This window comes from Streptomyces sp. NRRL S-37, from assembly GCF_000721605.1.
Classification (GTDB): domain Bacteria; phylum Actinomycetota; class Actinomycetes; order Streptomycetales; family Streptomycetaceae; genus Streptomyces.
In genome coordinates this window covers 152,108-166,657 of sequence record NZ_JOIZ01000010.1, presented here as the reverse complement: position 1 = coordinate 166,657, position 14,550 = coordinate 152,108, and the positions used below count along the sequence as shown (strand labels likewise).

Below are 14,550 nucleotides of genomic sequence, written 5' to 3'. Positions count from 1 at the left end.
GGCACCGTGCCAAGCTTGGATTCATGCAGCTCTCCGCCTCCCCGTACGAAGAACGCCTCACCGCCCCCCGCTCCTGGTGGCTGATCTCCTTCCTGGTGGGGGTCTCCCTGGCGCTGATCCTGCTGCCGTTCGGCACGCTGCCGATGCTCGGCGGCCTGGCCGGCGGCACCGCCGCCGCGGCGGTCGTGGTGAGTGCGTACGGCTCGGTGCGCATCCGGGTCGTGGGCGGCCACCTGATCGCGGGCGACGCGAAGATCCCGGTGTCGGCGCTGGGCGAGGCGGAGATCCTGGACGCCGAGGAGGCCCGTGCCTGGCGCTCCTACAAGGCCGACCCGCGCTGCTTCATGCTGCTGCGGGCGTACATCCCCGGCGCGCTGCGCGTGGACGTCACGGACCCGGCGGACCCGACCCCCTACGCCTTCCTGTCGACCCGCGAGCCCCAGCGACTGGCACAGGCCCTCCAAGCGGCCCGAAACACCACCGACGCCGCGTAGACGGACGGGGGCGCGGGCTGTTCCGACATGCGGCTCCGCCGCGCGGGCGCGAAGGGGGCGGGGCATAGGGGCGCGGGGAACCGCGCGAACGGGGGTCTGGGGGCGGAGCCCCCAGGGACGGGACGGGAAGGGGCGGCGGGGGCGAGAGAATCGTTCAGCCACCCGGGCGACGTGGAACCACAGGAACGCTCCCGCGACACCACGACCAAGCCGAGCGACCCCGGTCGCACAGGCGCCCGGCGGACATCCTGGCCGCAAGGGCCGAGGGGGGCGGGCCGCCGCACAGAAGCGCGGCCGGAAACGGCCGGATCACGGCGCCCGGCGGCCGCCGTCCTCGCCCGCGTGACCGCCGAGCTCCTTGAGGGCGTCCTCGGGAAGGGCGTTCTCAGGCCGCTCCAGGGCGGGAAGGGCCGGCAACGCGTCCCAGGGCACCTGGACCCTGCGCAGGTCCCCCCGGATACGTGCGGCGAGCTTTCTGGTGTCCCTGCGGTTCATGGCGGCGCCCACGGCGGCTCCCACCAGGAACGGCATCAGGTTCGGCAGGTTGCGGACCATGCGCTTCATGATCCGCTGGCGCAGTTCGCGCTTCATGCGGCTGTTCAGCGCCGCGCTCACGGTCGAGGGTCTGGTGGCCTCGATGCCTCGCTCCTCCGACCAGGAGTTGAGGTACACGGTGCTGCGCTGGGCGAGGGTGCCGGACGGCCGTACGCCGTAGACCTCGTGGAGTTCGGCGATCAGCTTCAGCTCGATCGCGGCGACGCCGGTGATCTCGGCGGCCAGCTCCGCCGGCATCGCGGGCGGTACGGGCATCATGGCCGCCGCGCCGACCCCGGCCCCGACCGTCGCCGTGGCCTTCGCGGCGCCCGCCACGAGCTTGTCCGCGAGCTCCTCGGGGCCGAGGCCGGGGAACTGCCGGCGCAGCGTCCCGAGGTCGCGTACGGGCACCCGCGGGGCGATCTCGATGATCCGGTCCGCGAGATGCGCCAGTCCCGCGCGGGCGCGGGCACCGCCCTTGCGGGCGCCTTCCAGGGCCTTCTCGCGGATCACGGCGACCCGCCGGTGCGCCACGGGCGCGGTGACCTCCAGAGGTGCCGGGAGGTCACCCCGGCCGGCTGCCGCTTCGAGCGAGGCCGCCCCGGTACCGGTTGAGCCCCGCTCTTGGTCACGCGTGTCGTGCTGCGGGCCCTCCTGGGCCCCTTGGTCCGCTCCCCTCGTGAAGAAGCGGCGCTTCCGCGGAGGGGTCGAGCCAGTCACGGCCGACCCCGCCTCAGTCGCAGTCGCGGCAGATCGGCTGGCCGTTCTTCTCGCGGGCCAGCTGGCTGCGGTGGTGGACCAGGAAGCAGCTCATGCAGGTGAACTCGTCCTGCTGCTTGGGCAGGACCCGGACGGCCAGCTCCTCGTTCGAGAGGTCCGCTCCGGGAAGTTCCAGGCCCTCGGCGGCCTCGAACTCGTCGACGTCCACGGCCGAGGCCGACTTGTCGTTCCGCCGGGCCTTCAGCTCTTCCAGGCTGTCCGAGTCGACGTCGTCGTCGGTCTTGCGTGGAGTGTCGTAGTCGGTTGCCATTGTCGCTCTCCCCCTCTGGGTGTATGCGGTGTCTCCAGCGCACGTAACGCGTGAGAGGCCGGACTTGTGCCCGACCTGAGGCGGAGATTTTGCCTCACATCAAGGTCTGTTACTCAATCGACACCCAACCGGACTCCTCATGAGTGATCGGCTTGGATGGCGATGGGGACCGTACACGGTCCGGATGTCGCACTCCAAAGGCGCCTCACCGTGTACTTCCCGTGATCAGACCCCCTGAAAACCGGGACTTTCCCGACTTTCCCGGGGATACATGATCACGGAGAGTGGACGGCCGGGGAATCGCTCCTGTGATCGATCACACACGGGAATACCGGAGAGGCGCCCCGAAAATTCCGCTCAAAGCGAACACCCCGTCGTGTCGGCGGCATCATCTCAGATCGGCAGGGTGACACGCATCACGAGCCCGCCCCCTTCGCGCGGTTGTGCGTAAATGTGGCCGCCGTGCGCCCGGGCGACCGACCGGACGATGGACAGACCGAGCCCGACGCCCTTGTCGCTGCCCGTGCGCTCGGTGCGCAGCCGCCGGAACGGCTCGAAGAGGTTGTCGATCTCGTACGCCGGTACCACCGGGCCCGTGTTCGACACCACCAGGACCGCCTGTCCGTGCTCCACGTCGGTGGTGACCTCGACCCAGCCCTCCTCGGGCACGTTGTACCGCACGGCGTTCTGCACCAGGTTCAGCGCGATCCGCTCCAGCAGGACGCCGTTGCCCTGGACGACCGCCGGCCGGCGCGCGCCGCGGATCTCCACGCCCTTGGCCTCCGCCTCGCCGTGCACCTGGTCGATCGCCTGGGTGGCGACCTCGGCGAGATCCACGGGCTTGCGCTCGACGATCTGGTTGTCGCTGCGGGCGAGCAGCAGCAGGCCCTCCACGAGCTGCTCGCTGCGCTCGTTGGTGGACAGCAGCGTCTTGCCGAGCTGCTGGAGCTCCACCGGCGCTCCGGGGTCGGAGAGGTGCACCTCCAGGAGCGTGCGGTTGATCGCCAGCGGGGTGCGCAGCTCGTGCGAGGCGTTGCCCACGAAGCGCTGCTGGGCGGTGAACGCCCGCTGGAGCCGCTCCAGCATGTCGTCGAAGGTGTCGGCCAGCTCCTTCAGCTCGTCGTCCGGGCCGTCCAGCTCGATCCGGCGGGACAGGTCCGAACCGGCCACCGCGCGGGCGGTGCGGGTGATCCGGCCCAGCGGCGACAGGACCCGGCCGGCCATGGCGTAGCCGAAGGCGAAGGCGATGACGGCGAGGCCCAGCAGGGCCAGCAGGGAGCGGCTGAGCAGGTTGTCCAGGGCGACCTGGCGCTGGTGGTCGATGCAGTCACTGATCCGGGCGTTGAACTCGGACAGCTCCAGGTTGCCGTTGGCGATGCCCGGACAGTCGTTGCTGGAGACCCTCAGGCCGTCGAAGTCGACGATCTTGAACAGTGGCTGGCTGCCGGTGCGCAGGGCCTGGGCGGCGAGCAGGTAGATGATCGACAGCAGCAGGATGCCGGCGATCAGGAACATGCCGCCGTACAGCAGCGTGAGCCGTATCCGGATGGTGGGGCGCAGCCACGGCAGCGGGGTGGCCGAGCGGGGGTCCCAGGTGGGCTTGGGGGGCGCCGTGGGGGGCGCGGGTGTGGCGGCCATCGGTCATCAGATCCGGTATCCGGAGCCGGGCACGGTCACGATGACCGGCGGCTCCCCCAGCTTGCGGCGCAGGGTCATCACGGTCACCCGCACCACGTTGGTGAACGGGTCCGTGTTCTCGTCCCAGGCCTTCTCCAGCAGCTGCTCCGCGGAGACGACCGCGCCCTCGCTGCGCATGAGCACCTCCAGGACGGCGAACTCCTTCGGCGCGAGCTGCACCTCCCTGCCGTCGCGGAAGACCTCGCGGCGGTTGGGGTCGAGCTTGATCCCGGCACGCTCCAGAACGGGCGGCAGCGGCACGCTCGTACGCCGCCCCAGGGCGCGCACGCGGGCGATGAGCTCGCTGAACGCGAAGGGCTTGGGCAGATAGTCGTCGGCGCCGATCTCCAGGCCCTCGACCCGGTCGCTGACGTCGCCGGAGGCCGTGAGCATCAGCACGCGCGTGGGCATGCCGAGCTCGACGATCCTGCGGCAGACGTCGTCGCCGTGCACGAGCGGGAGGTCGCGGTCGAGGACGACCACGTCGTAGTCGTTGACGCCGATGCGCTCCAGGGCGGCCGCACCGTCGTACACGACGTCGACGGCCATGGCCTCCCGGCGCAGTCCGGTGGCCACCGCATCGGCGAGCAGTTGCTCGTCCTCGACGACGAGTACGCGCACGTCGCTTGTCCTTCCTCGGGTCCCGCCCTTGATCGGCTTGATCGGACAGCGCCGCAGGGCGCACTCGGGCAGGGGTACGGGTGGGTGTGTTGCCTCCATCCTGCCCTTTTCGGCCGTAAGTCGGCTGTAAGGCGGGGGAACGGGCGGTGGCGGGCGGGTGCGGGACCGGGGAACGTCCGGACGAACGGGACGGGAATACAAGAATTTCTCGTGCGGTTAGGTTTCCCCGGAAGGGAGCTTGGGGAGGACGGGTTTTACATCCCGCGATCACGCTCTGCACGTACCGCGCCACCATGCGGTACGTATCAGTCCGCTTCCGCAGAGCGGGCGTGGATGTCCGGCACCGTCGCCGCCCGGCCGAGCGGCGCTGGGCATCCGCTCCGGACGTGATCGTCCCTTCCGAACGGCACACCCCCGTGCCACCGACCCACCGACCCAGGACGAGGGGGCGCAGCATGGACGCATTCACCGCAGGACTTCTGCAGCGCATAAAGGCGACCGAGTCCGATCTGTCGCGGGCCCGCGACGACGGCGACGACTTCCTCGTCGACGTGGAACAGGGCGAACTCGACGACCTGCGCCGCCTCGCCGCCGAACACGGCGTGGAGGTCGGCGCGTACAGCGTCTGACCGGCGTGTACGGCTTCTGATCGGCTCACACAGTGTCTGACCGGCTCACACCGGAACGGGCCCCGGCGAATCCAGCGCCGGGGCCTGTTCGTGTCTGTTTCCCGCCCGCACCGGGCGAGGGCCGTCCGAGGTTCACTACCGCAAGGCGCCGGCCGTGAGAAAGCCGCACCGGCTGAGGCGCCCCGTAGGCGAACGAACTATCCCATCAGTCGTGCCACGCTCCCAGGTCCTCCAGCAGCCGCTGGAGCGGCTCGAAGACGCCCGGGGTGGCCGCGACCGCGAGGTCCCAGGACGGGCGGTCCCCGGGGCGGCCTCCGGTCAGGGCGCCCGCCTCGCGGGCGATCAGGTCACCGGCCGCCAGGTCCCAGGGGTGCAGCCCGCGCTCGTAGTAGCCGTCCAGGCGTCCCGCCGCGAGGTCGCACAGCTCGATCGCGGCCGAGCCGCCCCGCCGGATGTCCCGCAGCAGCGGGATCATGCGCCGCGCCACGTCGGCCTGGTGGGCGCGGACCTCGGTGACGTAGTTGAAGCCGGTCGACACCAGGGCCTGGTCCAGGGGCGGCGAGGGACGGCAGGTCAGCCGCCGCTCGCCGTCCCAGGCGCCGGTGGCCCAGGCGCCGCCGCCGCGCACCGCGTGGTACGCCTCACCGCGCATGGGGGCCGCCACCGCCCCGGCCACGGTCTCGCCGTCCTGCTCGGCGGCGATGGAGACGGACCAGGTGGGCAGGCCGTACAGGTAGTTGACGGTGCCGTCGAGCGGGTCGATCACCCAGCGGATGCCGCTGCTGCCCTCGGTGGAGGCGCCCTCCTCGCCGAGGAAGCCGTCCTCCGGGCGGCGCTCGGCGATCAGCGTGGTGATCAGCTTCTCGGCCGCGATGTCCATCTCGGTGACGACGTCGATCGGGCTGGACTTGGTCGCGGCGACCGCGAGGTCGGCCGGGCGGCCGTCCCGCAGCAGCTCGCCCGCGCGGCGGGCGGCCTCCCGGGCGAGTTCCAGCAGTTCCGTGTGCAGGGGGTCGGTCACGGTGCTCCTCATGCGTAGGGGCTGTCGGCGCCCGCGGCGGCGGGACGCGGGGCGCGGGCCGGGCAGCAGCCCACCGGGCAGAGGTTGTGGCTCGCGCCGAGCGCGCCCAGGGCGCACGGCGTGACGTCCTGTCCCCGCTCGGCGGTGGCGCGTTCCAGGATCAGCTCGCGGACTGCGGCGGCGAACCGCGGGTCGGCGCCGACGGTCGCCGAGCGGCGCACCGGCAGGCCCAGCTCTCCCGCCTTGGCGGTGGCCTCGGTGTCGAGGTCGTAGAGGACCTCCATGTGGTCGGAGACGAAGCCGATGGGGGCCATGACCACGGCCGGGACCCCGGCCGCGTGCCGCTCCTCGAGGTGGTCGCAGATGTCGGGTTCCAGCCAGGGGATGTGCGGGGCGCCGGAGCGGGACTGGTAGACGAGCTGCCAGGGGCGGTCGACGCCGGTGCGCTCGCGGACGGCGTCGGCGATCACCCGGGCCACGTCCAGGTGCTGCCGGACGTACGCGCCGCCGTCGCCGTGCTCCTCGGCCGGGCCGGAGGTGTCGGCGGCGGAGGTGGGGATCGAGTGGGTGCAGAAGGCGAGGTGCGCGCCGTCCCTGACGTCCTCGGGGAGGTCGGCGAGGGACCGCACGACCCCGTCGACCATGGGCTCGACGAAGCCGGGGTGGTTGAAGTAGTGCCGCAGCTTGTCGATCTTCGGCAGCTCCAGCCCTTCCTCCTCCAGGGTCGCGAGGGCGTCGGCGAGGTTCTCGCGGTACTGGCGGCAGCCCGAGTACGAGGCGTAGGCGCTGGTGGCCAGGACGAGGATGCGGCGGCGGCCGTCGTGGACCATCTCGCGCAGGGTGTCGGTGAGGTAGGGCGCCCAGTTGCGGTTGCCCCAGTAGACCGGCAGGTCCAGGCCGTGGCCGGCGAAGTCCTTGCGCAGCGCGTCCAGCAGGGCGCGGTTCTGGTCGTTGATGGGGCTGACCCCGCCGAAGAGGAAGTAGTGCTGCCCGACCTCCTTGAGGCGTTCCTTGGGGATGCCGCGCCCGCGCGTCACGTTCTCCAGGAACGGGACCACGTCGTCCGGGCCTTCGGGACCACCGAAAGAGAGCAGGAGCAGGGCGTCATAGGGGCTGGCATCGAGCACGTCAGGCATGTCTCGATCCTGCCACCCGGCACTGTCGGACGGGACGGGGCGGGGGTGTCACCGGCCACGACGCGGAATCCCGGGGTGTGTGAGGGTGACCTGACCCGTAAGCTGTATCGACCGCGGTCGCACCTTACTGAGCCCTTTCGGAGATCCCGTGCCCAGCCCTTACCGCGCCCTGTTCGCCGCCCCCGGCAGCAGGGCCTTCTCCGCCGCGGGATTTCTCGGCCGGATGCCGCTGTCCATGATGGGCATCGGCGTGGTGACGATGGTCTCCCAGCTCACCGGCCGGTACGGGCTGGCTGGCGCGCTGTCGGCGACCCTCGCGCTGGCCGCCGCCGTGGCGGGCCCGCAGGTCTCGCGCCTGGTGGACCGGTACGGGCAGCGGCGGGTGCTGCGCCCCGCGACGCTGGTCTCGCTCGCCGCGGCGGCGGTGCTGCTGTGCGCGGCGCACTACGGCTGGCCGGAGTGGGTGCTGTTCGTCGCGTGCGCCGGCATCGGCTGCGTGCCGAGCGTCGGCTCGATGGTCCGGGCCCGCTGGGCCGCCCTGTACCGGGGCACCCCGAAGCTGCACACCGCGTACTCGTTCGAGTCCGTGGTGGACGAGGTGTGCTTCATCTTCGGGCCGATCATCTCCATCGGGCTGTCCACGGCCTGGTTCCCGGAGGCCGGCCCGCTGCTCGCGGCCTGCTTCCTGGCGGCCGGTGTCTTCTGGCTGACCGCGCAGCGCGCAACCGAGCCCGAGCCGCACCCGCGCGAGCACGGGGACGGCGGCGGCACGGCGCTGCGCGCCCCGGGCCTCCAGGTCCTGGTGGCGACGTTCGTGGCGACGGGGGCGGTCTTCGGCGCCGTGGACGTGGTCACCGTGGCCTTCGCCGAGGAGGAGGGCCGCAAGGCCGCCGCGAGCGTGGTGCTCGCCGTGTACGCGCTGGGTTCCTGCGTGGCGGGCGTCATATTCGGGCTGCTGCGCTTCGCGGGGGCGCCGGAGCGTCGTTGGCTCCTGGGCGTGTGCGCCATGGCCGTGAGTATGATCCCACTCCTACTGGTCGGGAACCTGCCGTTTCTGGCCGTGGCGCTGTTCGTTGCGGGTCTGTCCATCGCTCCGACGATGATCACGACGATGTCCCTCATCGAAGAGCACGTACCACGCGCGCAGCTCACCGAGGGCATGACCTGGGTGAGCACCGGGCTCGCGGTCGGGGTCGCACTCGGCTCCTCCGTGGCCGGCTGGGTGATCGACGCGGCCGGGGCGCGTGCCGGGTACGGGGTTCCGGCGGTGGCCGGGGCCGTCGCGGTCGCGGTCGGTTTCCTCGGGTACCGCCGGCTCGCGCGGCCGGCTCCGGGACGGGGAGGCTTCGTTGGTCGGCACGACGAGCACGAAGAACGGCACCTGGCGTAACTGGGGCGGCAACGTCTCCGTGCGTCCCGCGCGGGAGGCCGCGCCCGCCTCCGTCGACGAGCTGGCCGCCGCCGTGCGCCGGGCCGCCGAGGACGGCATGCCGGTGAAGGCGGTCGGCACCGGCCACTCGTTCACCTCCATAGCCGCCACCGACGGCCTGCTGATCCGCCCTCATCTGCTGACGGGCATACGTCACGTCGACCGCGCGGCCGGCACGGTCACGGTGGAGGCCGGCACCCCGCTCAAGCGGCTGAACACGGCCCTCGCGCGGGAGGGTCTGTCGCTGACCAACATGGGCGACATCATGGAGCAGACGGTCGCCGGGGCCACCAGTACGGGCACCCACGGCACGGGCCGCGACTCCGCCTCCATCGCCGCCCAGATCCGGGGCCTGGAACTGGTCACCGCCGACGGATCGGTGCTCACCTGCTCCGAGGAGGAGAACCCGGACGTCTTCGCCGCCGCCCGGATCGGGCTCGGCGCCCTCGGTGTGGTCACCGCGATCACCTTCGCCGTGGAGCCGGTCTTCCTGCTCACGGCCCGCGAGGAGCCGATGCCCTTCGACCGGGTCTGCGCCGAGTTCGACCAGTTGCACGCCGAGAACGAACACTTCGAGTTCTACTGGTTCCCGCACACCGGCAACACCAACACCAAGCGCAACAACCGCAGCGCGGGCCCGGAGCGGCCGGTGCCGCGGTTCAAGGGCTGGTTCGAGGACGAGTTCCTCTCCAACGGGGTCTTCCAGGCGGCCAACTGGGCCGGCCGCGCGGCGCCCGCGAGCATTCCGGCCATCGCGCGGATCGCCAGCAGGGCGCTCTCCGCGCGGACGTACACCGACATCCCGTACAAGGTCTTCACCTCGCCGCGCCGGGTGCGCTTCGTGGAGATGGAGTACGCCGTCCCGCGCGCGGCCCTGGTGGAGACGCTGCGGGAGCTGAAGGCGATGGTCGACCGCTCCCCGCTGCGGGTCAGCTTCCCCGTCGAGGTGCGCACCGCGCCGGCCGACGACATCACCCTGTCCACCGCGTCCGGCCGGGACAGCGCCTACATCGCCGTCCACATGTTCAAGGGCACCCCCTACCAGGGGTACTTCACCGCCGCCGAGCGCATCTTCACCGCCCATGAGGGGCGGCCCCACTGGGGAAAGATCCACACGCGCGACGCCGATTACCTCTCACGGGTGTATCCGCGTTTCGGGGAATTCACGGCGCTGCGGGACCGGCTCGACCCGGAACGCCGGTTCCGGAACGACTACTTGCGGAGGGTCCTGGGGTCGTAGAGGATGCGCAGCACGGCGTGCCAATCCACGCACGTGGCCCAAATGGAGTACTCTTGCCAGCCTTGGGCCCGGTCTCCCGTCAGGGTGCCCGGAACCGCGAAGGACCGCCGGGAGGGGGCTAGTTGCGCAGGGTGACGCAGTTGGTCACTGATCGTTGCGAATAGGTAACCGTGCCATAACGGCGATCCAGGGCCCACGCCCGACACGCCGGGCAAAGAGGCAAGGTTGTGGCAGGCTGCACCCGGGCAGGCCACACTCGACTAGCGGAAGCAGCGACGCACGTGACGTCGGCAGGCACCACCCGGGAGGTCCCCATGCCGGAACTGCGTGTCGTGGCCGTCTCGAATGACGGCACACGGCTGGTGCTGAAGGCTGCGGACAGCACGGAGTACACCCTTCCGATCGATGAACGGCTCCGGGCCGCCGTGCGCGGCGACCGTCCCCGCCTCGGCCAGATCGAGATCGAGGTGGAGAGCCATCTCCGCCCCCGCGACATCCAGGCGCGTATAAGAGCGGGCGCGACCGCGGAAGAGGTCGCGCAGATGGCCGGCATCCCCGTGGACCGCGTGCGCCGTTTCGAGGGCCCCGTCCTCGCCGAGCGCGCGTTCATGGCCGAGCGTGCCCGCAAGACCCCCGTCCGCCGCCCCGGTGAGAACTCCGGTCCCCCGCTGGGCGAGGCGGTGCAGGAGCGGCTGCTGCTGCGCGGCGCCGAGAAGGACACCGTCCAGTGGGACTCCTGGCGCCGTGACGACGGCACCTGGGAGGTCCTGCTGGTCTACCGGGTCGCGGGCGAGCCGCACTCGGCGAGCTGGACCTACGACCCGCCCCGGCGGCTCGTCCAGGCCGTCGACGAGGAGGCGCGCTCGCTGATCGGCGAGTCCGACGACCTCGCCGCGCCCGAGCCCAGCTTCCCCTTCGTGCCGCGCATCGCCCGGCTGCCCCGGGACCGCCCGCTCGACCGTCCCGGCGACCGCCCGAGCCTGCCCGCGCAGGCGTCCGAGCCCGACGAGGAGTCCCTGACGGCCACGGCGTCGGGTGAACGGGACTCGCTGACCAGCCTGCTGGAGGCGGTACCGAGCTTCCGGGGCGACCTGGTCGTCCCGGAGCGCACGCCCGAGACCGTTTCCGAGGAGCCGGACGCCGAGCCCGAGGCGGAGGAACCGCCGGCCCCCGCGGCCTCGGCCGGGGCCGCGTACGCGGACGTCCTCATGCCGCGTTCCGTCAGCAGCCACCGGGACCGGCTCATCGGCTCGACCGACCGTCAGGCCGAGGCGGACGGCGTCCGTCCGGGCCGCCGTGCGGCGGTTCCGAGCTGGGACGAGATCGTGTTCGGGACGCGGCGGAAGAAGCAGGAGTAGCCCGTTCGGGTGGTCCGGGTCCGCGGCCGGTTGACGACATGGGGGCGCTCGTCCCATGGACACCGCCGGTTGATCCGGCGGCAGGACTCCGAGGGGAGCGCGTCCCCCGGCGACGGCGTGCCGGGAGACGCGCTCCCCTTACGGCCCGGGGGCCTGCGTCCGGGACTCCGGCCTCCGGCCCGTGCTCTACCGCGGGTCCGGGCCCACCGCGACCGGCCGCTCCGGGTCGGACGACCACTCCGACCACGAACCGACGTACAGCGCCGCCGGAATGCCCGCGACCGCCAGCGCCAGCACCTCGTGCGCGCCGGAGACACCCGAGCCGCAGTACACGCCGACCGGCACCCCCGGGGACACGCCCAGTTCCCCGAAGCGTGCGCCCAGTTCACCGGCGGGCAGGAAACGGCCGTCGGCGCCGACGTTCTCCGTCGTGGGCGCCGAGACCGCGCCGGGAATGTGCCCGCCCACCCGGTCGATCGGCTCCACCTCACCGCGGTACCGCTCCCCCGCGCGGGCGTCCAGCAGCACCCCCGAACGCGCCAGCGCCGCCGCGCCGTCGGCGTCGAGCAGCCCGTCCGCCCCCGACACCGGCACGAAGTCCCCCTCGGCCGGCCGCGGCACCGACGTCTCCAACGGCCCCTCCCAGGACGGCAACCCGCCGTCGAGGACTCGCACGTCCGGGTGACCCGTCCAGCGCAGCAGCCACCACGCGCGGGCGGCGCCCCAGCCCAGTCCCCCGTCGTACACGACCACCGGTCTCCCGGACGACACTCCCGCCCGCCGCATCGCGGCGCCGAACACCGCGAGGTCCGGCAGCGGATGGCGGCCGTGCCCGCCCGGAGCGGAAGCCAGCTCCCGGTCCAGGTCGACGAAGACGGCGCCGGGAAGATGTCCGGCCCCGTACGCGGCCCGCCCGTCGAACGGCGGCTCACCGGCCGCCGTGGCCAGGCTGAGCTGCCAGCGGACGTCGAGCAGCACCGGCGGGTTGGCACCCGCGAGCGCGCCCGCGAGGTCGGATGCGGAGATGATGGCGTTCATGGCCACCATCCTCGCGCACGGGGTGGCCGAGCCGCTCGCGTCCCGCTACTCTGCTCCGCCGGACAGGACCGGTCACGAAGCGTGCCGGATCGGGCACATACTGTGTCGACCGCGCTGCGGGAACGATCCGCCGGGACGCGAGAGGACAACGGCCGGTACACGCGGCCGAGAAGAGAGTGACGATGACCGACGCACGGGGGAACGCCCGCCCGAACGGCGGGGCGCCCGCTCGGCACACACCCGGCACACCCTGCTGGGTGAGCCTGACGGTGCACGGCCTGGAGGCGACCGAGGAGTTCTACGGGGCGCTGTTCGGCTGGGAGTTCCACCCCGGCCCCCAGCGGCTCGGCCCGTATGTACGTGCCCTGCTCGACGGCCATGAGGTGGCGGGCATGGGGGTGCTGCCGCCGGACCGTGATCTGCCGGTCGCCTGGACGCCGTACTTCGCCTCGGACGACGTGGACCTGACGGCGGACGTGGTGCGGTCGTGCGGCGGCACCATCGGGGTGGGCCCGCTGGACGCCGCCGACGCCGGCCGGCTGGCGATCGGCTCCGACCCCAGCGGTGCCGTCTTCGGCGTCTGGCAGGCGGCCGCGAGTCCGGGCACCGCCGTCTCCGGCGTGCCCGGCAGCCCCGCCTGGTACGAGCTGACGACCTTCGAGGCGGCCCGTACCGCCAAGTTCTACGAGACGGTGTTCGGTCACGACGAGGAGCCGGCGGTCTCCGCCGACGCCGGCCCCGACCATGTCACCCTGCGTCTGAACGGCCGCCCGGTGGCCGGCGTCCACGGCGTGGGCAGGGCCCTTCCCCGGGACCGGGGCCCGCACTGGACGACGTACTTCACCGTCGCCGGTACCGACGCCGCGGTGGAGCGGGTCCTCGGCCTGGGCGGCCGGCTCCTCGTCCCGCCCCACGAGGGCCCCCACGGCCGCGTCGCGGCGGTGGCGGATCCGGAGGGGGCACGGTTCGCGGTGGTGGAGGGCTCCCGCGCGGCCCACTCGACGACGTAGCGCGGCGCGCTCGGCGCACTTCTTGCCGGACGGCTTGACGACGGAGCCGCTGATGACACCGTCGGAGTCGTACGGTGGAACTCGATCGGGACGTGTTCTTCTCGTTCTGTCATGGAGGGTTGCGGTGGCCGCGCCACGTCCGGTCCACCCCCGTGGGACCGGAACGCGGCGACACCACCGAAGTCTTGACGGGGGAGACCTGTCCGGCAACGGTTTGCCGTGTCCGGGACGGACGGAGCCTGTCCGGCCCGGTCAACGGCGTGCGCGGACGGTGCGGCCGGAGTGTCCGATAACCGCCGGACACCGGTTGCCCGCTGTGACGGGTGCGATGAGAATGACCGCATGGCGGTCTCGGGGGGTGTGAATCCCGCAGAGGCGCGGACGGCGCGCGAGTACGTCGCCCTGCTGCGGGGGCTCAAGGAGCACAGTGGACTGACCTACCGTCAGCTGGAGCAGCGGGCCGCCGAACGTGACGAGGTGCTGGCCCGCAGCACTCTGGCGGACACCCTGCGGCGGGACGCGCTGCCGCGCGCGGAGGTGGTCGCGGCGCTGGTCCGGGCGTGCGGTGCCGGGGACGACGTACCGAAGTGGATCGCGGCCAGGGAACGGCTCGCGGCCGGGGAGGGACCTACGGCCGACGGTACGAACCCCTCTCCCGACAGTACGGATCCCGCGCCCGGCGGCACGGATCAGGAGCCGGAACCCCCCGACGGGCCACCGGAATCGCCGGACCCCCGCCGCGGCAGGACCGCCATGACCGCCGCGCTGGCCTCACTCGGCACGGTCGTCCTGCTCGTCGTCGGCGCGGTGATCCTGCTGCCGCGGGACGACGGCGCCGATGACACGAAGTCGGCCACCACCCCTACGACTCCGGGCTACTCACGCATCCGCCCGGCGCGCGCACCCGAGTTCTGCCTGACCGACGGGGAGGTCCGCAGGAACGGCGCGTCCAAACTCCTCGCGGTGCAGCGGCCTTGCGCGGAGGCCGTTCCGCCGCGCGTGTACCTCCAGGGGGCGGACGACGGCCGTTACCAGATCCAGTTCCGCCACCCGGAGCACGGCACCGGCTGCCTCACCGTCCTGGGCGACGGCGCGTTCCAGGACACGCTCGAACCCTGGGACGACTGCCGGGCGGGCGGCGACTCCCAGTGGTTCCGCCTCGAACGGGCTGACGGTGCCGGCCGATGGCGCTTGCACTCCGCGCGGGACGACGGGCTGTGCCTGGGCATCCGCGGGGGTGCCAAGGAGGTGGGCGCGGCGGTGATGATGGAGCCGTGCGTGGAACGCGGCGGTGAGGACCGAGTGTTCCTGATCGGGCAGGAGTGACGAGGGT

The 14,550-nt window shown here is 72.4% G+C and carries 14 protein-coding genes; 7 read left to right on the top strand and 7 right to left on the bottom strand.

Annotation, left to right across the window (positions count from 1 at the left end):
- Positions 1-23 precede the first annotated feature (23 nt).
- Positions 24-494, top strand: a complete 471-nt coding sequence (locus tag IH50_RS0116955) for a DUF3093 domain-containing protein (RefSeq protein ID WP_030862199.1) — start codon at positions 24-26, stop codon at positions 492-494.
- Between the two features lie 309 nt (positions 495-803).
- On the opposite strand, the gene IH50_RS0116950 is transcribed toward IH50_RS0116955, so the two are convergent.
- The 4 genes from IH50_RS0116950 to IH50_RS0116935 form a co-directional block, all read right to left on the bottom strand.
- Positions 804-1,748: a hypothetical protein gene (locus IH50_RS0116950; RefSeq protein ID WP_030862196.1), complete on the bottom strand. Its 945-nt coding sequence runs from the start codon at positions 1,746-1,748 to the stop codon at positions 804-806.
- A gap of 13 nt (positions 1,749-1,761) precedes the next feature.
- Complete coding sequence (locus IH50_RS0116945) at positions 1,762-2,058, bottom strand: DUF4193 domain-containing protein (protein ID WP_003993510.1); 297 nt, start codon at positions 2,056-2,058, stop codon at positions 1,762-1,764.
- A gap of 393 nt (positions 2,059-2,451) precedes the next feature.
- Positions 2,452-3,696 (bottom strand): sensor histidine kinase, encoded by a 1,245-nt coding sequence (locus IH50_RS0116940; protein ID WP_030862193.1) that lies wholly within the window; start codon positions 3,694-3,696, stop codon positions 2,452-2,454.
- Positions 3,697-3,702: 6 nt separating this feature from the next.
- Positions 3,703-4,356 (bottom strand): response regulator transcription factor, encoded by a 654-nt coding sequence (locus tag IH50_RS0116935; RefSeq protein WP_004982445.1) that lies wholly within the window; start codon positions 4,354-4,356, stop codon positions 3,703-3,705.
- 455 nt (positions 4,357-4,811) lie between these two features.
- On the opposite strand from IH50_RS0116935, the gene IH50_RS42040 reads away from it, so the two are divergent.
- Positions 4,812-4,985: a hypothetical protein gene (locus tag IH50_RS42040; protein ID WP_167748545.1), complete on the top strand. Its 174-nt coding sequence runs from the start codon at positions 4,812-4,814 to the stop codon at positions 4,983-4,985.
- A 205-nt stretch (positions 4,986-5,190) separates the two neighbouring features.
- On the opposite strand, the gene IH50_RS0116925 is transcribed toward IH50_RS42040, so the two are convergent.
- Together IH50_RS0116925 and IH50_RS0116920 are read right to left on the bottom strand one after the other, a co-directional pair.
- A complete protein-coding gene (locus IH50_RS0116925) occupies positions 5,191-6,006 on the bottom strand; it encodes an inositol monophosphatase family protein (protein WP_030862188.1) in 816 nt (271 codons plus the stop codon).
- Positions 6,007-6,014: 8 nt separating this feature from the next.
- A complete protein-coding gene (locus tag IH50_RS0116920; RefSeq protein WP_030862185.1) occupies positions 6,015-7,142 on the bottom strand; it encodes a ferrochelatase in 1,128 nt (375 codons plus the stop codon).
- Between the two features lie 148 nt (positions 7,143-7,290).
- Here IH50_RS0116920 and IH50_RS0116915 point away from each other — a divergent pair, with 148 nt between their 5' ends.
- The 3 genes from IH50_RS0116915 to sepH all read left to right on the top strand — a co-directional run bounded on the left by IH50_RS0116915 (position 7,291) and on the right by sepH (position 11,169).
- The gene (locus tag IH50_RS0116915; RefSeq protein ID WP_030862182.1) at positions 7,291-8,532 is read left to right on the top strand and encodes an MFS transporter; all 1,242 of its coding nucleotides are present in this window, start codon (positions 7,291-7,293) and stop codon (positions 8,530-8,532) included.
- Positions 8,492-9,811 (top strand): D-arabinono-1,4-lactone oxidase, encoded by a 1,320-nt coding sequence (locus IH50_RS0116910; RefSeq protein ID WP_030862179.1) that lies wholly within the window; start codon positions 8,492-8,494, stop codon positions 9,809-9,811. Before IH50_RS0116915 ends, IH50_RS0116910 begins: the two co-directional genes overlap by 41 nt.
- A 314-nt stretch (positions 9,812-10,125) precedes the next feature.
- On the top strand, positions 10,126-11,169 hold the full coding sequence (sepH, locus tag IH50_RS0116905) for a septation protein SepH (protein ID WP_030862176.1): 1,044 nt from the start codon (positions 10,126-10,128) through the stop codon (positions 11,167-11,169).
- Positions 11,170-11,355: 186 nt separating this feature from the next.
- Here sepH and IH50_RS0116900 read toward each other — a convergent pair whose 3' ends face one another.
- Complete coding sequence (locus tag IH50_RS0116900; RefSeq protein ID WP_030862174.1) at positions 11,356-12,207, bottom strand: sulfurtransferase; 852 nt, start codon at positions 12,205-12,207, stop codon at positions 11,356-11,358.
- A 182-nt stretch (positions 12,208-12,389) separates the two neighbouring features.
- Between IH50_RS0116900 and IH50_RS0116895 the strand changes: the two genes are divergently transcribed.
- Both IH50_RS0116895 and IH50_RS0116890 read left to right on the top strand, forming a co-directional pair.
- On the top strand, positions 12,390-13,217 hold the full coding sequence (locus IH50_RS0116895) for a VOC family protein (protein WP_030862171.1): 828 nt from the start codon (positions 12,390-12,392) through the stop codon (positions 13,215-13,217).
- Between the two features lie 342 nt (positions 13,218-13,559).
- Positions 13,560-14,543 carry a helix-turn-helix domain-containing protein gene (locus tag IH50_RS0116890; RefSeq protein WP_030862168.1) on the top strand — a complete coding sequence of 328 codons (984 nt, stop codon included), beginning with the start codon at positions 13,560-13,562 and terminating at the stop codon, positions 14,541-14,543.
- Positions 14,544-14,550 lie beyond the last annotated feature (7 nt).